We start from the raw sequence: 22243 nt of genomic DNA on the forward strand, positions 1-22243 counted from the left end.
ATAGCTTATAATAAAGAACGCTGACAGTATTTTTAAGCTGTCAGCGTTTTTTTATGATATAGAACCAATGCAACATTTCAGCAACTTTTAGCGTTAAAGTTTAGCAGAAAAAAACGATTTCGTTAAATTAGCCGCTTACGTTTTGTCCCGATCGCTTATGCAAAAGCATTTCTTTATATCCAGTTTGGCCTTTGTGGGTTGCTTGACCCTCTTCACGGCTTGTAACTCCACCCAGTCAATGTTTAAGGAGGGTATTTCTAAGTTTGACAAAGGGGAGTATGAGTTGGCTATCAAAGACCTCCGCACCGTTGCAAATGCAAACTACGAACCTTCGCGTACCAACTATCTATTGGCCGAATCGTACCGCTTATCTAACCGCTTCGAGTTAGCTGCTCCTTACTACAAAAAGGCGTTGGAAGCGGGCAATCCCGATCCCGAAATACCGTTTCACTACGCGTACATGCTCAAAGCCTCGGGCGAGTACGCGGAGGCAGCCAAACAATTGGAGAAATATTTGGCCAGCAATCCTACCAACAAAGTAAACGTAGAAAAGGCCAATCGGGAGCTCTACACGCTGCGTTCGATTGACGTTTTGCGAGATAAAAAAACGTTTTATCGGGTGCAAAACCTCGAAAAGTTGAATACCGCAGGCGGGGAATATGGCCCTTTTGTAAAAGATGGAAATCTGATTTTTGCCTCTACTCGAAAAAATACCGCTTACAAAACAAACGGTATGCCGATGTTGGGGATTTATAAAGTGAAACTCGCCGACGAATACGCCGAAACCTCAGGCGAACCCGAGCCATTTAGCCCTGCGTCTTTCTTGGAAGGTGTCAACGAAGCCGACGTGACTTTTACCAAAGATGGTAAAACTGTCGTGTTTTCGCGCGCTAATACGGGGGGTAAAAAAGGAACGGCTGATTGCGATTTGTACCTGAGCCGTTTGGTCAGTGGAAAATGGTCAGAGCCGCGAATGATTCCCGTGAGCGACTCCGCTTCGTGGGACGCCAACCCCGCTTTCTCGCGCGACGGGCGCACGCTGTATTTTTGTTCTAATCGCCCAGGCGGAGTAGGAGGAATTGACATTTATCGGGCCAATATGGATGCTTCGGGGCGTTTTAGTAAACCCGTCAACATGGGCAAAGATATCAATACGCCTGGCGATGAAATGTTCCCGTATGTAGGCCCCGACTCAAAACTTTATTTCTCTTCGGATGGCCATCCAGGATTAGGGAAATTGGATGTGTTCGTCGCTACTCGTTCGCAAGGAGTGATTACGGTCGAAAACCTTGGGCCACCTATTAATACCCGTTTCGATGATTTCGGGATGGTATATGTCGATGATGAAATGCGTTTTGGCTTCTTTGCTTCTAACCGCACGGGCGGAAAAGGCGACGATGATATTTACCTTTTTGAGGATGAAAGTGTGGGACTGGATTCGACGCAGTTGGCCGAATTGGAAAAATTGCCGATTGATGACCCACGCCGCCGTACCGTTGGTAAACCTGAACCTCCTAAAATCGTTAATTATTTCTTAGCAGGAACGGTAAGTTCAAACGATACGCCTGCTGCAACGCTCGATTCGGCAGTGGTGAAAATGTACGAAGTAAGCTCGGATAGCTTGGTAGGACAAGGAATCAGCCGCGATGGAGGTGTTTTTGGAACGTTCCCGTTGGAGGAAGGAAAAGATTATACGCTTTTGATTGAACGTAAGGGCTATATCACAAAACGCGACGCCTTCTCGATGTCTGGAAAAGCAATTCCGCAAATTTTCCGTAAAAAACTAACGATGGATACGACGTTTTATGTGGCCTTCAAACTCGACCGCTTGGCATTGAACAAGACGTTTGTGCTCGAAAACATTTACTACGATTTAGATAAATTCAACATCCGTACCGATGCCGCAGTAGAGTTGGATAAACTGGTTCAGATTTTGAAAGATAACCCGACGGTAAAAATTGAATTGAGTTCTCACACCGACGACCGTGCAACGGATGCCTATAACAACAAACTTTCGCAAAACCGTGCGCAGTCGGCCGTTGACTATATTGTGTCAAAAGGCATTGAAAAAGACCGATTGGTGGCCAAAGGGTACGGTGAAACGCGCTTGATTATAAAGAAAGCACAAACCGAAGAAGAACACCAAAAGAACCGTCGTACAGAGTTTACGATTTTGAGTTACTAAGTAGCGCGCGGTTATCTGTTATTGGTAAACCAACAAAAAGCCCAACTCCTCGGAGTTGGGCTTTTTGTTGGGGAGAGGGTTGCTCTCAACCCGACTATACTATCTTCTGCGCTTTTTCTTAGAAGATGATTTTTTACGGTAGCTTTTTTTCTTGGTGTACTTGCGTGATTCTGCTTTGCGAATCGCGGCTTCTTGAGCATCAAGTGCTTCTTGTCCCGATGACTCTTCTTTGACAATCGAGGCAGGAGCGCCCAACTCGGATGCTGCTTGCGACTGGGCGGTCATTTCGGGAAGTGCCGATTGGGTAATGGCACTCAACGACATTGACGCATCAAATGGCCGCAAACGGAATGAGTAAGCGTATTCTTTATCGGTCAAAAGGTATTCTTCGTGCGTGCGTGGTGTCCAGCTATCGTCGCCACCTAGCCCCATTAATTGATGGTCGAAATTCAACACACTCACCTGTCCGTGGGGAAGTTGTTGCGTAGTTTTTGCGGCGAGTAGGTCAGCATCTGTATAGTCATGAGCGCTAAAATTAAACACTGGGCCACCCATCACTGCCAATCCAAAACCAACGGAATCCGTCACGGCAGCCCAGCGAACATCGCTTTTGTTGCCGTTTTCTTGCGCCATAATGTACGGGAAATGTTGGCTGGCAATGGTACCGCTGTATTCGCCAACCCGCGCGGCTGAAAGGCGGTCGGGGTAGCTTTCAAACGGCCCGCGTCCATACCACGTAAGGTTACGAAACGAAGCAGGAAGTTGCATTTGCATTCCCACTTTGGGAAGTGGAGGTACGTTGTTGCCATTGACCGTAATGGTGTTTCTGACGTCAATATCGCCTGAACCAAAGACGGTATAAGTCGTTTTTACGACAAAATTAACCCCTGCACGGCCTACCCACGTACTTTGGGTATGAATTTTTGCGACAGAAGGGCTTACTTGCTCAATACGAATATCGCCCCCTAAACGGCGAAGGCTGTCTAACCCTGCGGCTCTCCAACGTGCTGCAAAAGAGTCTTTTCCGCCCCCTTCGTCATTGTCGGTAGGCACTCGCCAAAAGTTAGGCTGGAGCGGTTTGGCAATGAGTTCCCGATTTTTGTAAATAAAAGAACTGATACCCGCCACTTTGCGGTCGAAAATGATTTTGAACTGGGGATTGGTCAACTGAATCCCTCCGCCACGTACCAATCCTACCTTGACAGTCGCATTGGCTGGCCACGTCACCACCGTTTTGGCCGTTGGGTAGCTATTTTTGATGTATAGTTGTTCAAAAGCCACTTCGTGCCCTGCTTGCGCCCATGCGGTGTTTTCTTTGAGTTTGACACTAAGATTCAGGAAATACTCCCCGCCCGAAGTCGGCATAGAAAAAGGAATAGAAAGCGATTGGTTGGCACCAGGGGCAGCATTCAGGTCGTTGAGGTCGCCTTGTTGTACAACTTTGCCGTTTTCGAGAAGCTGCCACGTCAATTTGAAAGGCTTTAAGCTCAAGAAATTGTAGGTATTTTGGAGCGTAATGGCTTGATTTTGGGTCGAAAGCGTATCTTTTGGCGAAAACTTGATGTATTGATATACGTGTTTTACCTCGTTGATTTCTGGCTGAGGCGTGCGGTCAGGATTGACCAAGCCATCGCCTGCGTTGGCGCCATCAATGCGGTTAACGTGGTCGATGTACCAATTGCCCGCTTTGTCTTTGAGGGTTAAACCTTGGTCCACCCAATCCCACAAAAACCCACCTTGCATTCGGGGATTTTTGTCAATAAGCTCCCAGTAGTCGCTCAAATTTCCGACGCTATTTCCCATCGAGTGCGCGTATTCACAAATAATCAACGGGCGATTAGGGTCTTTCTTGGCCATGGCTTCCATCACTTTGACCGAAGGATACATCGTGCCGTTGATGTCGTACTTCGTCACGGGCTGCTCCACGTCTTCAAAGGTTTTGGGGTAATTGGAGCGACCTTCGTAGTGCAGCGGACGGGTAGGGTCGATGAGGCGGATGATTTCGGCCATGCTGTCAAAATTTCCTCCCATGCCCGACTCGTTTCCAAGCGACCAAATGACGATAGAAGGGTGGTTTTTGTCACGTTCCACCATGGCTTTTCCACGAGCGACAAACGCGTCTTTCCAGTCGGCATTGGCCGCTAAAACAATTCCTTTTTGTTGCCAAAGCTCGTGGCTTTCGATGTTGGCTTCGTCGATGACGTACAGGCCGTATTCGTCGCAGAGGTCGTACCAAAGTGGGTCGTTGGGGTAATGTGAGCTACGAACTGCGTTGATGTTATGCTGTTTCATCAACACAATGTCTTTAATCATGGACTCACGGCTGATGACACGGCCTGTGTTTGGGTCAAACTCGTGGCGATTGACTCCCTTAAATTTTACCGCTTTGCCATTGACCAATAGTTGACCATTGCGAAGGTTCACTTCACGGAAACCGACACGGGTACTTAATACTTCGGCGATACGTCCTTCGCCGTCTATCACTTGAATCAGTAATTTGTAAAGATTGGGTGCTTCGGCACTCCACAAAGCGGGGGAAGTAATGGGTACGTTTAAGTTCAGGTACGACTCGTCTTTCGGATCCATCATTGGTACGTTTCTTACCAAATCGTCCTGCACAAGGCGGCCAGAAGGGTCGTAGAGTTTGAACTTAACTTGGTATTTATCTTGCACTTGCGACGAAAAATTTTTGACAAAAGCCGCCACTTTTAGCGTTGCATTTTGGTAGTTATCGTCCAAATCAGTCACTACGTAGTAATCGCGAATGTGAATCGTAGGCGTAGTGTAGAGATAAACATCGCGGAAAATTCCCGATATGCGCCAAAAATCTTGGTCTTCGAGGTAGCTACCGTCCGACCAGTTGATGACCTGAACCGTCAGTTGATTGTCGCCGCCGCGTAGGTATTTGGTGACATTAAACTCAGCGGGTGTCATTCCGTCTTCGTGATACCCCACCTGAAGGCCATTTACCCAAACATAGCAAGCCGACTGAACTCCTGCAAAATGCAAAAAAACGTCGCGGCCTTGCCAATTGGCAGGAAGACTAAATTGGGTACGGTACAATCCCACGGAGTTGGTATCGCTGGTGATGCGCGGCGGAGAGGCAGGGAACGGGTGCTTGATGTTGGAAAAAATAGGGCGGTCGTAAGGACGACCTTCGCGAGCGCCTACCACTTGCCAATTGGATGGCACGGGCAAATCGTCCCAAGTAGAAGTATTGACATTTTGTTGAAAAAAATCACCTGGAACTTTTGAAGGATGCGATACCCACTTGAATTTCCACGTACCATTGAGTGATTTGACGTAAGGAGAAGCCGCTCGGTCAAATTTCAGCGCTGAGGCTTCGTCGCTGAAAGGAACAATCGTTGTATGAGGGCGTTCGGTATTTCTACTAATGACAGCAGGGTTTTCCCAGTCGGGTAAATCTTGGGCAAATCCAATACAAGGAACGAACAAGGATAAAAAAACGCTTAATTTGCGCATAAATCAAAAGCGGTTAGATTCAAGAAACGCTAGTAAAGAATAGAATAAAAAACCTTGTTTTAGGTAAAAATGGCTGATTATCAGTATTTTGTTTTGTCTAAAAAAAGGAGTAGCGTCATCATTGGTTAATTAATAATTTACAAAATAAAGGCTCTTTGAGCAGAACCAATAAGAATAAAACGAAAAAAGAAGCGTAAATATTGGGTACTCGTTTTACCCTACCTGCTTTCTTGAATGGAATCCGCTCGCAAATTTCAATCATTCTAACCTCAAAAGTATCATGCTTTTAGCCGTTGATGTAGGCAATACTGACACCGTTTTTGGCGTATGGCAAAACGATGAATGGACGCATATTTTTCGGGTACGTTCGCTCACCGATGAAGGAGCGCCTCACTACGAAACCAAACTTCGCCTTCATTTTTTGGAAGCAAATTTGTTGATTTCGGACGTACAAACGACGGTGTTGAGCAGTGTTGTACCGCCACTGACGCCCGTTTTGCGTAGCATGTTATCGGGGCTTTTTGGGATGCCACCTGTGGTGGTTGGGCCAGAGGTATATCCTGGGCTAAAAGTAGAAATTGATCATCCGCACGAGATAGGAAGCGACTTGGTGGCCAACGCGGTGGCGGCTTACACCAAGTACGGACGTAATGCGGTTGTGGTGGATTTTGGTACGGCGCTTACGTTTACGACCGTCTCGGGTGACGGACGGATTTTGGGCGTGGCCATTGCTCCTGGGCTAAAAACAGCTGTAAAAGCCTTGTTTTCAAACACGGCCCAGCTTCCCGAAGTACCCCTCAAATTGCCCGAATCGGCCATTGGTAAAAACACCACGCACGCGATTCAGGCGGGGATATTGCTTGGCTACGAGAGCTTGGTGCGCGGCATGATTACGCGGATTCGGCGGGAGCTCGATGGCGACTGCATTGCCCTAGCAACGGGTGGGCTTTCGTCGATTATTGATACCCTGCACGGAGAATTTGTGGAAGTAAACCGCAGCCTTACCCTCGATGGCCTACGCATCATTGGAGAACGCGTATCTGGGCTTTCAAGATAATAGTTAGTTGGCGCGAGGCAAAGCCTCGTGCCAAATCAAAGCTTCAACTTATACGAAACACCAATTAAAAAACGATTCTCTTGACTACCTTGAAGTCGGTAATCCGTAAAGCCTGAAACATCAATTTTGTTACGTTTGTTGATGGCAAACTCAATCCCGCCTTTGTTTCGCATTTGATCAAAACCAACGCCGCCTAGCTGATAAAAAAAGTCGGTAGAAACGTAAGGGGTAAAGCGCGATTTGTTGGGATAAGATACTTCAAATTTGTTACGCACATAGCTTTTGTCGTTTTCGAGGCCGCTGTCGTCGTCCATAAACTGGTTTTGGTACCGCAAACGATAATCAAATTTCAACTTCCAGATTTTACGGTCGTAAGCAATATCGGCATAAAAACGGTGGTAAGGATGGTATTCGTAGCCTGTTTTATCGTCATTTTTCTTCCGACGACCTATAAAACGGTAATATCCGCTTACTTCCCAGCGCTTGTTAAGTTTGTACGACACTCCAGCTTCGCCCAGGTATGCCCGTAAGATGGAAACGTTATCGGTAAAACGGAACTGTGTATTTACACTCACTGAAAGCGATTTGGTGATTTTTTTCTCCACCCCCACGCCCGACCACAAACCAATGTCCGTTGCTTGGGCTTGCCCCAAAAACGGTAAACATACGAAGGCTGCGATTGCTATTTTTTTCATTTTTTTGATGGTTTCCTGTTTTTAGTTTTGGGTTTACTTCTTGCCTCCTTCGAGCGGGTTGTGAGCAACCCTTAGCACGGCACACGGCTTGCCCCTTGCTTTTTGCCCTTTGTTCGTCCTCGGTCGGGTTGTGAGCAACCCTTGTCACTTTTAGGTTTCCTGTTTTTAGTTTTGGGTTTACTTCTTGCCTCCTTCGAGCGGGTTGTGAGCAACCCTTAGCACGGCACACGGCTTGCCCCTCGCTATTTGCCCCTTGCACTATTCGGTCGGATTGTGAGCCACCCTTAGCACTTGATTTTTTACCGTTCCTTGGTAATAAAAAATCATGATAAGTGCCGAGTCCTTCAAAAAATCCATCGTTTGAATTTCTACGCGGTGAACGGCCAAGCCTGTTCGGGCGCGCAAATCTTCCAATAACTCTTCTTGACGCTCGGGCGTGATGAGCTCGATGCGGTCGTATTGGATGTTTTTGGTCAGCTCTCTTTTGATAAGCAAATTTCCTTCCAAAAGCCACACCACCAATAAAATCATTCCGTTAACAAGCCCTAACTCGTCCCAACTACCTTTGATAATGGCCGAAATCAACCCCACCGAAATCACGATAAACAAGTACGTCATGTCTTTGGCCGACAGTCCCTCGGTACGGTAGCGCAACATTGAGAAGACCGCGAAAAGTCCAAAAGCAGCTCCCATCGACATCTGTACTTTATTGAGAAGGTACGTGATGAGGAAAATCACAAAGTTGAAGCCAAAAAACGTCAAAAATAAGTCGGTACGGCGGTAAATACGGTAATAAATCAGACGTACAAGAATCGTTGTGGTGAGCACATCAACGAGCAGGCGTACAAAAAACTTTTCGGGTAGTTTATTAAACCACTCAAAGGTATCAGGCGTGGTGAGTTCTTGCAGAAAAAGCATGCGCTAGTTTGTGTAAATGATTGAGTTTTGATTTAAACCGATTGTACTTGACGTGGTTGTAAAGGCTGATAATGCCCAGGCAATATTTACTAATCGACCCTTCTCTGAGTTTATACTTTTTCATCAGATCCAGAAAAAACGAGTGCTTGAGCGACTCTTGCTTTACTTCGGCGACGACAACTGGAGCATAATTTTTAACCATCTTTTCGTTTCGAAACGTCAGGTTTAAATCCAGCGTAAGCCGTTCGGCAGTAGTTCTACTTACAAGGGTCATGCGGGTATAGTCCACCCACAAAACGGGCTGTAAGTCGGTGGCAGCAAACGGCGTCTGCCGTTGTAGGAAACCACAAACATTATCTTCCATCTTTTCGCCAGGAAGTTGTTGTTGGCGCACTCGTGTTTTGATGGTACGCCCTTTATTATTCTTAAATTTAACTTCCGTAAAAATGAGGTTTGACTGCACGTAGTTACGCTGACGAATCTTGTAGCGATTAAGCCTTCCCGACTGATGTTCGTGATAAAGTTGCAAAGATTCGGTATCAAAATACAACGTTTCATAGTCGGCTAGGCGCAGGCCATTTACCTCCAAAATACGGTAATGAGGAAGCAAATCGGAGAGAATAACCGAGAACATTCCGAGCGGAATCACAAACTTGGCATCGGTACGGTTCATCAGCTTTACGCTGTCCATTTCGGCCAACGAAATCGCTTCAAACGCCTTGGCTTGCTGTTTGATTCCCTCAAACAATTCCTCAGTCGTCGTAGCGGTATTTTTTAGTCTGAATGAGCTTGCCCTTGCTGTCATAGGTTTTCTTTTCCGATTTGAGGCCACGTCGGTCGGTAACAAAAACCGCACGACTAACCAGTTGATTTTTTGAATTGAATTCCGACTCTTCGACTTTTTCGCCTAGTTCGTTGTATTTATAGACTTCTCGTTTGAGTTGGTGATTGGTAGCATCGAAGGTAATTTCTTGCGTTTTGTTATCGAATTTGTCAAAAATCCGCACGATACGTTCTTCCACTTTTCCGTAGTTATCGTACTTCACTTCTTCGATGACGTTGCCATCTTTGTCAAATTTTTTGTACGAGTCATTTCGGGTAACTTCCTTTCCATCAACGACTTCGGTAATGGTTTCGGTGGTAGAAACAATGTCGTACTTTTTTACTTCCTTTTTGCTTTGTGCCCAACCAACGGATATGCTCAATAAGGCCACAAAGATGCTACTGTTCGACATATACTTTTTATTTAAGGAAAGTATTAACTGCTTGGTTTCGAGTGACAACGTGTTGTTTGAGTTCAGCCAACGATGCCGTGAATGCGGCCGTATTTGTGAGGTTGGTATAAGGTGACACCTCTTTTTCAGTACCTGTTACGTAGGGCGTGACAAGCGTTGTGTATTTTTCAAACAACTCGTTCATTTTGGCAGTGGTGAAAACATTATCCGCAAACGAACGCACGTACTGTTTGTATTTGGCGTAATAAACGGGGTCAGCGGCGACGTTGCGAATGAGTGGCCAACCCGTCCCTACTTCGGTCATGGCCAACGACACGGCCGAACGGCTCATTCCCCCGCCCGTTGATGAGCTAGTCATCGACATATTGTGGTCCCACGGAATCCACGTCAATTTGTTCGTCGGCGAGTTGTACAGGTAATAATTGTGCGCCATTGCTCCGTACGAATCCCAGTTGACGATGGTGTTGTTGATGGCCAAGTACTTTAAATAATTATCAACGTTGAAAGTTTTTTCGAGATTAGCGCGCCACTGTGCGGCGTTGGTGGTGCGGTCGGTGCTGTTGAGGGCCGTCACAAACGCCTGCACATCGCTGTAATCAGGGGTTGTTTCGTTGTTTTTCTTTTCAAATTGTGATTGAACAAACGACTGAAATGTCGATTCAGGCTTGTAAATGTTCCCTTTCTTTTCTCCGAACTGGTCTTTTACCATCGTGTCGTCAATGATTTCGACCATGGTATATACGCCACAGTACTTGGCTCCTTCGCCAAAGTTGATATATACTTTATAGAGGGCCGTACGGGCGGCAGCTACTCCTCCCATGCGAAAAATATCAGCCACTACTTTTTCCCGAATAAGTGAGTTGTCGGCATACGCGGGTGACATGGAGAGTTCTTTGAAACCGTACAAGCGTTGGTTATCAATCTCTGGATATTTGTCTTCAAATTCATCCAATTTTAGTCGAAAAGGAAGTTTATAAATACCAGCGCCCCAAGTCGAAGAAAGACTTGAATTGCCTTTGAGGCGGAGTCCGACTTTGTTCCAAGTTTTACCGTTGAATTTGAGGGTAGTAGCTACGTAGATGGGAGTACCACCGATGAGGTCGAGGCCACCACCGCCACCGCCGCCGTTTCCTCCGTTGGGTGGGTTGCCGCCTGGTACTCCGCCGCCACCTTGCGAACCGCTGCTACGCGTGCCAAAAGCAGTTCCCGTCAGGGTCTGCATGTCGGTTTTGATGGCCGTCCAATCGGCCGCCGTCATTGTAATTTCGAGGGTATTAACCTGACTTTGTGGAAAGACAATGTCATAGTTGGGGGTGCCATCGCCACTGTGCGACTCCGTTGTCCAGTCGGGATTGGCCGTTTCGGCAGTACCATCGCCAGGGGACACATCTTGCACTTTGTCCTTACAAGAGGTGACAACAAAGGCCATGAGTACCACAAAGAGCGTGGAACGAACAATTTTCATAGAGGTGTCAGAATATGAGTTTAGAGGCATCGGTATCAATGAGGTTTACGTTAAAAGAAATAGTTACGTTGCAAGAGGGCTAGGGCTTTTGTAAAAACGCTGCTATTTTTTGCGTTTGAGATACGACGTGTTCATTGAGTTGTTCCAGCGAACGACCAAAACTAGCCGTATCCCGTAGCTGAGAATAAGGTCTTGTTTCCTTGCCCTCCACAAAAGGGGCAATGAGTCGATGCTGACGTTCCAATAACTTTTTCATGTTGGTAGTTGTAAATAGATGTTGGGTAAACTCTTTGACGTAATTTTTGTATTGCGTAAAATAGACGGGATCATCGGCTAGGTAGCGAATCAGTGGCCATTGCTTGCTGACGGTCGAAAGGTCGAGGGAAACATTCCCGCCAAATCCACCTTTGTTGCCTCCCATCGGTGGTGGCGGTGGAAAGAACCCTTCAGAAGGGGCACTACTTTCATTGCGCGCCATTACAGGAGGAAACATTCCACCACCGCCACGGTTCGAAAAGGCTTCGTTGTTGTCCCACGGAATCCATGTAAGCTTTTTGGTAGGAGAATTGTACAGGTAAAAGTTGTGCGCCATGGCTCCGTAGGTATCCCAGTTGCCAATGACGTTGTTGATGGCCAAGTATTTTAAAAAATGAGGAACATTGAAGGTAGCTTCCAAATGCGCTCGCCACTGGGCAGGCTGTGTAAGCCGAGTAGAATCATTTAGCGCCTTGATGAACGACTGAACGTCTGAGTAATCTGCTTTTTTCTTGTTATTTTTCTTCTCAAACTGAACCGCCGTAAACTTCTGAAACGTGGATTCGGGTTTGTAAATATTTCCTTTGGTGTCTCCAAACTGAGTACCAACCATCGTGTCGTCAATGACCTCGACCATGGTATAAACCCCACAGTATTTCAAGCCTTCTCCAAAATTGATAAATACGCGATAAAAAGCCGTTTGGGCGGCGGGAATGCCTGCTTGACGGAATAAATCAGCGGCCACTTTTTCGTGTAAAAGTGAAGGGTCGTTGGCCGCAGGTGACATCGACAACTCATGAAAACCGTAAAATGAGGGTTTCGCTGCCCCTTTAGGTGCAAATTCATCAAACGATAATCGGAAAGGCAATTTGTAAATCCCTTGCCCCCAAGACATCATTAGGGTCGAATTACCTTTGAGGCGAAAACCTACCGAATTCCACGTTTTTCCGTTAAACTTCAACGAAGCTACCACATAATTGGGCTCGCTTTGGCCAAAAGAAGCAGGACCTCCGCCCATCGAACCTCCCTCCCGCATGGCAGCAGCAGAAGCCCCATTTCTAGGCATCGGTCCTGGAAATCGACTTCCTTTTCCAAATTCATTCCCAAATTTCTTTTTCATATCTATTTGTATGCTATCCCAAGTGGCTTGGGTAAGCGTGATTTCTAGCGTATTCACGCGATTTTGAGGAAAGACTACCTCGTAATTGGGTCGGCTTGACTTACTTTTTGGGGTAGAAGTGTTGTTTTGGCTCATGCTTTCGACGGAAATCCAACAGAGCAAGCTGAGCAAAAAAAGATAAGGTGTGCGTTTCATCGGTTATGGCGGTTTTAAAGGTGATTACCGCCAATGAACGCAAGATGTGGCAGCTCTTGCCGTATGTGCCTACAAATACTGGATATGTGTAGAAGAATGTTAAGAAATTGTTAAGTTTGGTAAAGGCTCTACACAAACCACTGATAAATAGACACATTGCAACGAAGGTGGGTAAAAAAATGTATAGCTAGGAAAAGGATTTTATGAAGTATTTAGAACGATATAACGGGTGGCTGCACCTCATTGGCTGGGTAGTTTACATCGCCTCTCCGTTGCTATTTTTTTCCTTTTCAAACACGTGGTTTCCGCCAAATTTTGGCAGTTTTTTGCTGAGTAAGCTGGCAGGTGATGCCTTGTTGATTGCCTTTTTTTACCTCAATCTCCAACGCTTAATCCCGAATCTGCTGTCTAAAAAGAATGTGATTGCGTACGTGGGGGCAGTGGCAGGAGCATTGTTGATTTATTTGATTGCCAACGATTTGCTGATGCAGTGGTGGCGAATGAGCCGCCCCCCGATGCTTGGGCAAGTACCTCCGCCGATGCCTCCACCCTCGGGCAGAATGCCCGTTCGGCCTCCTTTTGGGGCGATAGGGCCTCCACAAATCACGGCTTTTTTGTCGTTTTGTTTGATTACGTTGGCCAGCTCGATGATTGCCTTGGTGCGTGACCGTTTGCGCGAACGCGAAGAAAAACAACAGATTCAATTGGAAAAAATAGCCGCCGAATTGGCCGTGTTGAAACTTCAAATCAGCCCACATTTTTTGTTTAATACGCTCAACAACATTCGCTGGTTGACACGCCAAAAGTCGGATAATGCCGAAGAAGCAGTGGTGAAACTGTCGCAGTTGCTGCGGTACGTGATTTATCAGGCCAACCACGAACGCGTGCCATTGGCGCAAGAAATTGAGCATTTGCAGCATTTTATTGACCTCCAAAAAATGCGACTGACCGAGCAAAACTCCGTTTCGTTTGTACACGAAGGAGCGATTGAAAGGTATCAAATTGAGCCTTTGTTATTTTTGCCTTTTGTCGAAAATGCGTTTAAATACGGCTTGCACAGTCAACAAAAAAGCGACATCGTGATTGGCTTTCGGGTGGGAGAAAACCACCTGTTGTTTTTTGCCGAAAACCCCATTTTTGAAAATAACCTACCCAAGGAAGGTGCGTCGGGACTGGGGATAAAAAACGTGGAACGCCGCCTGGCCCTGCATTATCCACAGCGGCACGAATTGCATATTTACACCAACGCCACTACATTTCGGGTGGAATTATCCCTTGAACTAGCCCCATGACGCAGTTACGTTGCATAGCCATTGACGATGAGCCGTTTGCTTTGGCGATTTTGGCCGATGACCTTCGTCGGTTTCCGTACTTGGATCTACAAGCTACTTTTTCCAATGCCGTCGATGCTGATTTGTGGCTTAAAACCCATTCGGTGGACCTTATTTTTCTGGATATTCAGATGCCTACGTTGACAGGAACGCAATTTTTACGCGGACTTCCACAACCGCCAATGGTGATTTTTACGACGGCCTATGAGCAGTATGCTTTGGAGGGTTTTGAACTCAATGTCGTGGATTATTTGCTCAAACCGATTCCGTTTCAACGTTTTGAAAAAGCAGTACTTCGGGCCAAAGAGTTGTTTGAATTGCGTCAGAAAGAGGAGACGCCAGCGGTTGCGGAACGTGGTTTTTTCTTTGTTTTTTCGGAATACAAAGAAATCAAGATTTATTTCGATGAAGTAAATTACGTGGAAGGGCTCAAAGACTATGTCAAAATATACACCACGCAGCAACCGAAACCCATTCTGACGCGCCTGAACCTAAAAGCCATGGAAGCCAAACTGCCCGAAGAGCAGTTTGGGCGTATTCACAATTCGTTTATTGTCGCTTTTGAACGGATAACGGCAGTTCAGAGGGCCAAAGTCCACTTAGGTAATGTCGAAATTCCGATTGGAAACCGCTACCTAGTTGAGTTTGAGCAAAAGTACCGAAAACTACCGAGCGAGTAAGAAAGTCCCGATTTTAACAAAATTTTTACCAAGCAAATCACTCACTTCAATCCGATACACGTAAGACCCTTCGGGTGCGGGCTGTCCATTGAGTTTTCCGTCCCACCCTTTTTTTATCGCGTCATCGGATTCAAAAAGCACTTCGCCCCATCGGTTATAGACAATCAGTCTTGAAGTATTGACAAATTGCCCTTGCATCGCAAAAAAGTCGTTGACATTATCTTGGTTAGGAGAAAACGCATCGGGAATGAAGACAAGGGCATTGCGAACAAAAACGTAAGGGTTAGAATAACTTATTAACCCCGAAGACCCTTGTGGATAAGCAAGTATTCGGTATCTAAACTGCTGTTGGTCAGGATTGTAAGTGTCAGGGTCGAAGCTAGAGTTTCCTCCCAAACGAACTTGGTCAACAAGAACCCCTTGCTCGTTCAATATCTCTAAAGCGTAGTAGCCAACCGGAAACAAGAATGGAGAATCAATGGTCCAGTCAACGGTTGAGCTGGTTTTGGAATATAAGTGAATTGAACAAACGGGGTCGCTTGGTTCGGAGCGATTTCCGCAACTGTTTTCGTATTGAACTTTATAGCAGTACGATTGAGCATTGGGGTTGGCGGTAGGGTCAATAAATGTCAATAGGTTATTGGCAACCCCCACCTCTTGGTAGTTGTTGCTGCCATTGTCGGCGCGTAAAAAAATGGTTTTGAACCGAGAAGGACTAGCTCCCGACGCTGGTGGATTGGTAATACGTACTTCTACTTTTTGTTCTTCTTCGAGTACCGAAGCCACAACGTTGGTAATTTTTGATGGAACATCGCTAGAAATGGCTTGAACACAGCGCAGTTGCGAAACCGATTCAACGCCTCCCGCCAATGTCACCGTGACTTGATAACAATACTGATTTCCGCAGGTCACGTTGCGGTCAGTTTGGGTTGTTGTGGTACGATTAGTGACCACTGGGCTAGGGGTTCCGTTGAGATTGACGCGGTAATTTTGAAATGAGGCCGCGTGCGGATATTCTTTCCAAGTGAGTACGTTTTGTTGGTTTTGGGCTACGACATCTAAGCTCGTGGCACAGACTACGCTGGAGGTAGTGGTGGTATTGTCGCAGACGTCGCTGGTACTTAGGCGAAAACAATAAGCGTTTTGGGCGGCGTTGATGGCGCGAATCGTCACCGTGGTGGTATCGTTGGTGGTCGCGCTTTGGCCCGTGTTTTTAAACGTTCCCGTCGCGCCTTCGTCGATTTGAATGTCGGCTTTGATGCCCGCGCTACCTTTGACAAGCACATCCACCGTGCCGTCGGGGCGAGTGGTTACTTTGCGGATGGATACGCCCGTTGCAGTAGAAGTATTCAGAACTACACTCGTATCTTTTTTGCAGGTAAGCGGAATATTGCCAGGGGCAGTACCCGTTACCGAAATGGTTGCGGCATTGGCAGTAGCAGGGTAAGCATAAGAAATAACGTAAGGGCTATTGGCTTTGGAGACAGGAATAAAAATACCCCCTCCAAAATTAACCAAAAAAGATTCATAACCTTTGGTGGTAGAATCGTCGGCGATTGTGACTACCACTTTGCGCCCACTACAGACTTGGACTTTGTAATTAGGGGCTGTGACGGCTTCGACTACGCGGCAGGCGATGGCTCCTGTGCCCCCCGTGCTTACAAGCTGGAGTATGGTATATTTGCCAAGTTTGGTATAGCGATGTGACGTGGTGGGAATAGCCGTATAAGGTGCTTTGGTAGGGTCGCCACCTTTGTAGTCATAAATGTATTGTATGCTTGAACCAGCAACACTTGCATCTACCTTAACATCATATAATAAACAACCTGTGGTAGAGCCTTGAACGGTGAAACCTCCTTGGCCAATAACTTGGTCTTTGGGACGTTGAGCAGGATCACACCAATCTTGCCCCAAGACGGCTAGGCTTACCAAAAAGAAAAAAAGTACAAGAGATGATTTCATAGATTTATGATTTCCGATTTCCTTCTCCCCAAAGAACGTATCTTTGCAAAAGGTTGTTTTACTAACAAACTCACTACGAAAAGAATTACACGCACTACACAGAATCGTAAACATAAAACGTTGTTTTTCGCAAACTATTTTTATTTGATACATGGATAGCAATAATAATACCAATTCCATCAAGCTCGATACCATTGAATCGGCGATTGAAGACATTCGAGCAGGGAAAATCATCATTGTGGTCGATGATGAAGACCGTGAAAATGAAGGAGACTTTATTTGTGCGGCCGAAATGACCACGCCTGAAATGGTGAACTTCATGGTAAAAGAAGGACGAGGGCTCATGTGTGCCCCCCTTACCGTGGAGCGTTGCGAGGAATTGGGCCTCAAAATGATGGTAGGAGATAATACTTCTACGCACGAGACACCGTTTACCGTATCGGTCGATTTGCTGGGGCACGGCTGTACGACGGGAATTTCGGCTTCCGACCGTTCTAAAACCATTCAAGCACTGGTGGATCCTACCATCCGTCCCGAAGAATTAGGTCGTCCAGGACATATTTTTCCGCTTCGTGCCATGCCTGGCGGCGTACTTCGTCGCACGGGACATACCGAAGCTGCCATTGATTTTGCGCGTTTGGCAGGATTAAAACCTGCGGGAGTATTGATTGAAATTTTGAACGAAGACGGTACGATGGCGCGTTTGCCACAGCTGCGCGAATTGGCCGATAAGTTTGATATGAAGTTGGTGTCTATCAAAGATTTGATTGAATACCGTCTTCAGAAAGAAACCCTTATCAAGCGCGAAATCGCCGTTGACATGCCGACCGAATGGGGGCATTTCGACATGATTGCGTTCCGCCAAATCCATACCGATGAGTTACACTTAGCCCTTATTAAAGGTACGTGGGAGAAAGATGAACCCGTATTGGTGCGCGTTCACTCATCGTGCGTGACGGGCGATATTTTCGGGTCATGCCGTTGCGACTGCGGGCCGCAATTGCACGCGTCGATGGAAATGGTTGAGCGTGCGGGCAAAGGCGTGGTGGTGTATATGAACCAAGAAGGGCGCGGTATTGGACTTATCAACAAACTGAAAGCCTATAAATTGCAAGAAAATGGCTTGGATACGGTTGACGCCAATATTGCCCTTGGGTTTAAAATGGACGAGCGTGATTATGGCGTAGGCGCACAGATTTTGCGCGATTTGGGATTGAGCAAAATCAAACTCATTTCCAACAACCCTAAAAAACGGGTGGGTTTGATGGGTTATGGCCTAGAAATTATTGATTGTGTGCCCATCGAAATGCCCGCGAATCAGTATAATGAAGGATATTTGAAAACAAAGCGCGACAAAATGGGGCACCGCCTTACGCAGTTTGCAGCTGTGAAAGAATAAATGTCTAGGGTAGAATGTCGAGGGGCGAGTGCAGAGTGTCGAGTGTATTTTTGTATTCGACACTCTCCATCGCTCGGGCGCCCCCGTCTACCCTCGACATTCAAAAACACTACAACACTAAAACAATACGGCTCGAATCACCAATGGGCTCGAAGTCGGATAAATGTTCTCTGCGGGATACGAAGGGTTCACCAAGTTGTTGTAACTTAGGTTATACAACAACATCAGGTTAAATGCCTTGATAAAACGCCCGCCAATCGGAGTGGAGTACGAAGCTCCCACCATGGCCGAATTTATCCAAGTTCGCTTACGTACGCCGCTGGCGTTGTAGTCGCGGTATTGGACGTTAAGCGATTCGTATTCAGCGTTTAAGTTGATACTTTCGTAAACATTAAACATCCCAAATACCCGTCCGCCGTAGTTATCGTAGCTACTTTTAAGGGTAGGAGAATAGCGGAGTTGGGTGTATTGATACGTAAAACCACCCCCTAACGAAAGGCGATTAGTAACCTGATACCCTGCCACGGGCGAAACCCCAATACTGGTTACGGTTCCAAACGAAAGTGGCCCAATACTCCCTCCCAAGCGAAGGCGGTCTAAGGGCGAAGGCGGACGCTCTGGATCTTGTTTGCGAGGAGGTGCGTCTAACACTTTGATGGGGCCATCATTATTGGGTCGTACTGGTGGTGGTGGTGCGTCGGGGTTGGCGGTCTGAGCGGCGGCTCCAAATGCCCATAAGGAGGCCACTACCAATCCCAAAAATAATTTTTTCATAGTCTCAAATATAAAAAACGTTCAAAAGAGATTACGTTCAAAGGAACAATTCTGTTTCAAAAACGAAAAAAAAGGAGGGCTATTGCGTGGTAAGCTCTCGGAAGACTTCTTCTAGCGGTTTACCTTCGCTGCGTAAATCGGCAAGGGTTCGATTGGCTACGACTTGCCCCCGATTGATAATGACGGCACGGTCGCAAATGGCTTCTACTTCTTGCATAATGTGCGAGGAAAAAAGAACCGTTTTTTCTTTTCCAACGCTTTTAATGAGTGTCCGAATCTCAAGAATTTGGTTCGGGTCGAGTCCCGTGGTGGCTTCGTCCAGAATCAGAACGGGCGGGTTATGAATCAAGGCTTGGGCCAAACCAACGCGTTGGCGATAGCCTTTGGATAATTGTCCAATTTTTTTGTTTTGTTCAAGCCCTAGTCCACATATTTCTACCATTTCACTCACCCGCTGGCGCAGTTTTTCGCCTTTGAGGCCATACAAAGCCCCCACAAAACGCAAAAACTCTTTGATGTACATATCGGTATAAAGTGGATTGTGCTCAGGTAGATAGCCAATCGAGCGGCGTACTTCCATCGACTGCTTCGCTACGTCAAATCCACATACTTCTACGCTTCCGCTGGTGGCGTTGAGGTAGCCCGTCGTGATTTTCATGGTCGTCGATTTTCCCGCGCCGTTAGGCCCTAAAAATCCCATGATTTCTCCAGGCTTTACGTCGAAGCTAATGTCGTTGACGGCTTTTTGAGTGCCGTATAGTTTAGTGAGGTGTTGTATCCGAATGGACATGATTTTTCAGAATTGGGGCGAAAATACAAATTTCTCGTTTAGGGTCTTGTATATTTGCTTGATAGAAAACTACAAAGAGAAGGGATTGTTGTATTGCAATGGCACAATTTTAGCGTATAACAATGTAACGGACTTGCGTTTTATGAGATTGTTTAAACGGACTGGGGTTTTATTATTTTTAGGCGTAATCGCTTGGATGAACACGTGGGCACAAACCCCGACGATTACCACAACGGACGTCAGCGGGGCAGCAGCCTGTGCTGGGGCAACTTTGTCGGTGGCGTTTACACCAGCCAATGTCCCTACGCCTGCCAAACGTACTTACACGGTGCAATTGTCAGGAACGGGAGGGACGTTTACGAGTCCTACGGCGTTGGCATCGGGAGCAACCAGCCCGATTGTGGTTACCTTGCCCGCAACAGCTCCTAATGGGGAGTATCGTTTGCGCGTTGTTTCGGATACGACGGGTATCACGTCGGTGCCAACTTCTATTTTTACCATGCTCAGACGCCCTACTGCCACGCTTTCGGGCGATACCACGATTACGTTGGGTGGCACGGCAACCTTGACGGTTGTTTTTACAGGAAATGGCCCTTGGACTTATACATTTACCAATACCAACACAGGCACTACGCTCACAAGTCCGCTCAAAGGCATTGTGCAACCTACTGTGAGTACTACTTATGCCCTTCAGTCGGTTAGCAATGTGTGTGGTGCGGGTACAGTTACTGGCAGTGCGCGGGTACGCGTTTTACCCATTATTACTTCTACGTTTGCATCTACTTCCGTTTGCGCAGGTTCAACGGCCACGGTGGCTTTTGTCACCACGGGTACGTTTGAATCAACGGCTGCTGTAACCTACACGGCACAAGTATCAGACTCGACGGGAAGTTTTACCAATCCCGTTGCGATTGGGACAGGCACAGCCAGCCCATTGCAAGTTACTTTTCCCGCTTCGTTGTTAGCAGGCAAAAACTACAAAGTACGCGTTATCGCTAGTGCCTCTGCCACTTCGGTGGGTAGCGGCGTGTTTGCGGTACAAGCCTTGCCTACCGCTACCTTGAGTGGTAGTACAACGATTGGGGTAGGAGAAAGCGCAAAACTCACGTTAGACTTTACTGGAGAAGGCCCGTGGACGTACGTTCTATCCAATGACCAGACGGCTACAGTGAATACTACTCCTGCTTTAGTGACGGTCAGTCCTACGACGACGACGACCTATTCTGTTAAATCAGTTCGTAATGCGTGCGGAACAGCCCCCACGCCGACAAGTACTGTTCAGGTAAAAGTCAATCCGCGGGTAAGTGCAGCCGACGTGGCCTTGGGTTCGGTTTGCGTCGGGAGTGTCATAAGTTTACCTTTTGTGGTAACGGGAACTTTTGAAGGCGCGGTTACTTATACCGTTCAGCTCTCAGATGCAACGGGTTCGTTTACAGCGCCTCGTGCGCTTGCAACGGGAACGAGTAGCCCAATTTCAACGACGATTCCTGCCAACGTTGCGGCGGGGGCGGCGTATCGTTTACGGGTAGTAGCCAGTGTGACCTCAACATCGGTCAATAGCGCTTCTTTTATAATAAAAGTTAGACCAACGGCGGTATTGTCGGGCGCTGCTTCGGTCAATTTTGGTGAATCAACAACCTTGCCTGTGACATTAACGGGCGATGGCCCTTGGTCGCTTGCATTGTCAGACGGCACCACCGCAACTTCGGAAGTAACTCCTGCGCAAGTAACTGTAAAACCCACCCAAACGACGGTTTATCAACTAACTTCGGTGCGAAATTCGTGCGGCGAAGGTACGGTTTCGGGAATTGCCTCGGTGACGGTCATTCCGCGCGTAATTACCGAAAACATCACCTCAGGTATTTGTAGTGGTAAAGAATTTGAAGTCAAATTTTCGCTTGGCGGCGGAACCCTCCCTGCCAATACCGTATTTCAGGCGCAGTTGTCGGATAGTTTAGGAAATTTTACCAATGCTGTTATTATCGGGACGGGAAGCCGTAGCCCTATTTTAGCCAATATCCCCGCGATTCCGAACGCCAACGGTTACCGAATTCGGGTCGTAGTGGTAGGAAGCACAACGGTTACGTCGCAGCCGACTTCGCCCTTTCTGCTAGGACGCCGCCCTACGGCCGCACTGAGTGGAGGCGTAGCGACGCCGCTCAAGCCTGGGGATGAATTATTGCTGGTGATTCAGTTTACTGGTGATGCCCCTTGGACCTACACAATGTCGGATAATACGACGGGGACAACCAACGAAACCCCCGTTTTGGTCACTGTTAAACCCACTTTGCCGACAACCTATACCCTCAGCTCGGTGAGTAACCCGTGCGGAACGGGGACGGTATCGGGTAGTGTAACGGCCAATGTGGTGATTACGGGAGTGGAGGAAGAACAAGAAAAAATCATCGTGGGGCCTAATCCATTGTCCGACCGACTGCACCTAACCATCGGCATCCCTACCGCGACTGAGTGGCAGTTGATTGATGCCCAAGGGCATTTGTACCAAAAACGCCAGTGGACAGCGGGCGAATACCGAGACGAAATAAATACCCAAACGTTGCCAACTGGATTGTATTTTCTTCGGATAAAAGTAGGTGATAAATGGCTTGAACGTAAGCTGTTGAAGCAATAAAAAGAATAAGCCCCTCTGATGCAGTGAACTGTTCAGAAGGGGCTAAAAAAGGTGTTTTTTGTTGATA

At 47.0% G+C, this 22243-nt stretch carries 16 protein-coding genes; 6 read left to right on the forward strand and 10 right to left on the reverse strand.

Annotated elements, in window-relative coordinates:
- Positions 1–157: 157 nt before the first annotated feature.
- On the forward strand, positions 158–2185 hold the full coding sequence (locus AC23N5_RS16795) for a CHU_0125 family OmpA-like outer membrane integrity protein (RefSeq protein WP_487756466.1): 2028 nt from the start codon (positions 158–160) through the stop codon (positions 2183–2185).
- Positions 2186–2284: 99 nt separating this feature from the next.
- Here AC23N5_RS16795 and lacZ read toward each other — a convergent pair whose 3' ends face one another.
- Positions 2285–5668, reverse strand: a complete 3384-nt coding sequence (gene lacZ / locus AC23N5_RS16800) for a beta-galactosidase, LacZ type (RefSeq protein ID WP_487756467.1) — start codon at positions 5666–5668, stop codon at positions 2285–2287.
- 280 nt (positions 5669–5948) lie between these two features.
- Here lacZ and AC23N5_RS16805 point away from each other — a divergent pair, with 280 nt between their 5' ends.
- The gene (locus AC23N5_RS16805; protein ID WP_487756468.1) at positions 5949–6725 is read left to right on the forward strand and encodes a type III pantothenate kinase; all 777 of its coding nucleotides are present in this window, start codon (positions 5949–5951) and stop codon (positions 6723–6725) included.
- A 35-nt stretch (positions 6726–6760) separates the two neighbouring features.
- Here AC23N5_RS16805 and AC23N5_RS16810 read toward each other — a convergent pair whose 3' ends face one another.
- The 6 genes from AC23N5_RS16810 to AC23N5_RS16835 all read right to left on the reverse strand — a co-directional run bounded on the left by AC23N5_RS16810 (position 6761) and on the right by AC23N5_RS16835 (position 12608).
- The gene (locus AC23N5_RS16810; protein ID WP_487756469.1) at positions 6761–7420 is read right to left on the reverse strand and encodes a DUF2490 domain-containing protein; all 660 of its coding nucleotides are present in this window, start codon (positions 7418–7420) and stop codon (positions 6761–6763) included.
- Positions 7421–7678: 258 nt separating this feature from the next.
- A complete protein-coding gene (locus AC23N5_RS16815; protein ID WP_183974763.1) occupies positions 7679–8338 on the reverse strand; it encodes a DUF4956 domain-containing protein in 660 nt (219 codons plus the stop codon).
- The gene (locus AC23N5_RS16820) at positions 8307–9143 is read right to left on the reverse strand and encodes a polyphosphate polymerase domain-containing protein (protein ID WP_487756470.1); all 837 of its coding nucleotides are present in this window, start codon (positions 9141–9143) and stop codon (positions 8307–8309) included. Before AC23N5_RS16820 ends, AC23N5_RS16815 begins: the two co-directional genes overlap by 32 nt.
- A complete protein-coding gene (locus AC23N5_RS16825; protein ID WP_487756471.1) occupies positions 9091–9573 on the reverse strand; it encodes a hypothetical protein in 483 nt (160 codons plus the stop codon). The genes AC23N5_RS16820 and AC23N5_RS16825 overlap by 53 nt, the downstream gene beginning before the upstream one ends.
- A gap of 7 nt (positions 9574–9580) precedes the next feature.
- The gene (locus AC23N5_RS16830; RefSeq protein WP_487756472.1) at positions 9581–11038 is read right to left on the reverse strand and encodes a CotH kinase family protein; all 1458 of its coding nucleotides are present in this window, start codon (positions 11036–11038) and stop codon (positions 9581–9583) included.
- Positions 11039–11117: 79 nt separating this feature from the next.
- Positions 11118–12608 (reverse strand): CotH kinase family protein, encoded by a 1491-nt coding sequence (locus AC23N5_RS16835; RefSeq protein ID WP_487756473.1) that lies wholly within the window; start codon positions 12606–12608, stop codon positions 11118–11120.
- 203 nt (positions 12609–12811) lie between these two features.
- Between AC23N5_RS16835 and AC23N5_RS16840 the strand changes: the two genes are divergently transcribed.
- Both AC23N5_RS16840 and AC23N5_RS16845 read left to right on the forward strand, forming a co-directional pair.
- On the forward strand, positions 12812–13900 hold the full coding sequence (locus AC23N5_RS16840) for a sensor histidine kinase (RefSeq protein WP_183974746.1): 1089 nt from the start codon (positions 12812–12814) through the stop codon (positions 13898–13900).
- On the forward strand, positions 13897–14619 hold the full coding sequence (locus AC23N5_RS16845) for a LytR/AlgR family response regulator transcription factor (protein ID WP_487756474.1): 723 nt from the start codon (positions 13897–13899) through the stop codon (positions 14617–14619). Before AC23N5_RS16840 ends, AC23N5_RS16845 begins: the two co-directional genes overlap by 4 nt.
- Here the strand turns inward: AC23N5_RS16845 and AC23N5_RS16850 are convergent.
- A complete protein-coding gene (locus tag AC23N5_RS16850; RefSeq protein ID WP_487756475.1) occupies positions 14605–16581 on the reverse strand; it encodes a T9SS type B sorting domain-containing protein in 1977 nt (658 codons plus the stop codon). The two genes, AC23N5_RS16845 and AC23N5_RS16850, sit on opposite strands and share 15 nt — an antisense overlap.
- Positions 16582–16732: 151 nt before the next feature.
- Here AC23N5_RS16850 and AC23N5_RS16855 point away from each other — a divergent pair, with 151 nt between their 5' ends.
- Positions 16733–17980, forward strand: coding sequence for a bifunctional 3,4-dihydroxy-2-butanone-4-phosphate synthase/GTP cyclohydrolase II (locus AC23N5_RS16855; RefSeq protein ID WP_487756476.1), 1248 nt, complete (start codon positions 16733–16735; stop codon positions 17978–17980).
- A gap of 117 nt (positions 17981–18097) precedes the next feature.
- Here the strand turns inward: AC23N5_RS16855 and AC23N5_RS16860 are convergent, their stop codons facing one another.
- Positions 18098–18754, reverse strand: coding sequence for a hypothetical protein (locus tag AC23N5_RS16860; protein WP_487756477.1), 657 nt, complete (start codon positions 18752–18754; stop codon positions 18098–18100).
- Between the two features lie 79 nt (positions 18755–18833).
- Positions 18834–19544, reverse strand: a complete 711-nt coding sequence (locus AC23N5_RS16865; RefSeq protein ID WP_487756478.1) for an ATP-binding cassette domain-containing protein — start codon at positions 19542–19544, stop codon at positions 18834–18836.
- Between the two features lie 142 nt (positions 19545–19686).
- Between AC23N5_RS16865 and AC23N5_RS16870 the strand changes: the two genes are divergently transcribed.
- Positions 19687–22176 (forward strand): T9SS type A sorting domain-containing protein, encoded by a 2490-nt coding sequence (locus AC23N5_RS16870; RefSeq protein ID WP_487756479.1) that lies wholly within the window; start codon positions 19687–19689, stop codon positions 22174–22176.
- Positions 22177–22243 lie beyond the last annotated feature (67 nt).

The sequence above is a fragment of the Runella sp. R5_40 genome (assembly GCF_057652295.1).

What these genes read in the sequence shown, in the direction of transcription:
- AC23N5_RS16795 (WP_487756466.1), top strand. Translation starts at nt 158, where the DNA reads ATGCAAAAGCATTTCTTTATATCCAGTTTGGCCTTTGTGGGTTGCTTG.
- lacZ (WP_487756467.1), bottom strand. Translation starts at nt 5,668, where the DNA reads ATGCGCAAATTAAGCGTTTTTTTATCCTTGTTCGTTCCTTGTATTGGA.
- AC23N5_RS16805 (WP_487756468.1), top strand. Translation starts at nt 5,949, where the DNA reads ATGCTTTTAGCCGTTGATGTAGGCAATACTGACACCGTTTTTGGCGTA.
- AC23N5_RS16810 (WP_487756469.1), bottom strand. Translation starts at nt 7,420, where the DNA reads ATGAAAAAAATAGCAATCGCAGCCTTCGTATGTTTACCGTTTTTGGGG.
- AC23N5_RS16815 (WP_183974763.1), bottom strand. Translation starts at nt 8,338, where the DNA reads ATGCTTTTTCTGCAAGAACTCACCACGCCTGATACCTTTGAGTGGTTT.
- AC23N5_RS16820 (WP_487756470.1), bottom strand. Translation starts at nt 9,143, where the DNA reads ATGACAGCAAGGGCAAGCTCATTCAGACTAAAAAATACCGCTACGACG.
- AC23N5_RS16825 (WP_487756471.1), bottom strand. Translation starts at nt 9,573, where the DNA reads ATGTCGAACAGTAGCATCTTTGTGGCCTTATTGAGCATATCCGTTGGT.
- AC23N5_RS16830 (WP_487756472.1), bottom strand. Translation starts at nt 11,038, where the DNA reads ATGAAAATTGTTCGTTCCACGCTCTTTGTGGTACTCATGGCCTTTGTT.
- AC23N5_RS16835 (WP_487756473.1), bottom strand. Translation starts at nt 12,608, where the DNA reads ATGAAACGCACACCTTATCTTTTTTTGCTCAGCTTGCTCTGTTGGATT.
- AC23N5_RS16840 (WP_183974746.1), top strand. Translation starts at nt 12,812, where the DNA reads ATGAAGTATTTAGAACGATATAACGGGTGGCTGCACCTCATTGGCTGG.
- AC23N5_RS16845 (WP_487756474.1), top strand. Translation starts at nt 13,897, where the DNA reads ATGACGCAGTTACGTTGCATAGCCATTGACGATGAGCCGTTTGCTTTG.
- AC23N5_RS16850 (WP_487756475.1), bottom strand. Translation starts at nt 16,581, where the DNA reads ATGAAATCATCTCTTGTACTTTTTTTCTTTTTGGTAAGCCTAGCCGTC.
- AC23N5_RS16855 (WP_487756476.1), top strand. Translation starts at nt 16,733, where the DNA reads ATGGATAGCAATAATAATACCAATTCCATCAAGCTCGATACCATTGAA.
- AC23N5_RS16860 (WP_487756477.1), bottom strand. Translation starts at nt 18,754, where the DNA reads ATGAAAAAATTATTTTTGGGATTGGTAGTGGCCTCCTTATGGGCATTT.
- AC23N5_RS16865 (WP_487756478.1), bottom strand. Translation starts at nt 19,544, where the DNA reads ATGTCCATTCGGATACAACACCTCACTAAACTATACGGCACTCAAAAA.
- AC23N5_RS16870 (WP_487756479.1), top strand. Translation starts at nt 19,687, where the DNA reads ATGAGATTGTTTAAACGGACTGGGGTTTTATTATTTTTAGGCGTAATC.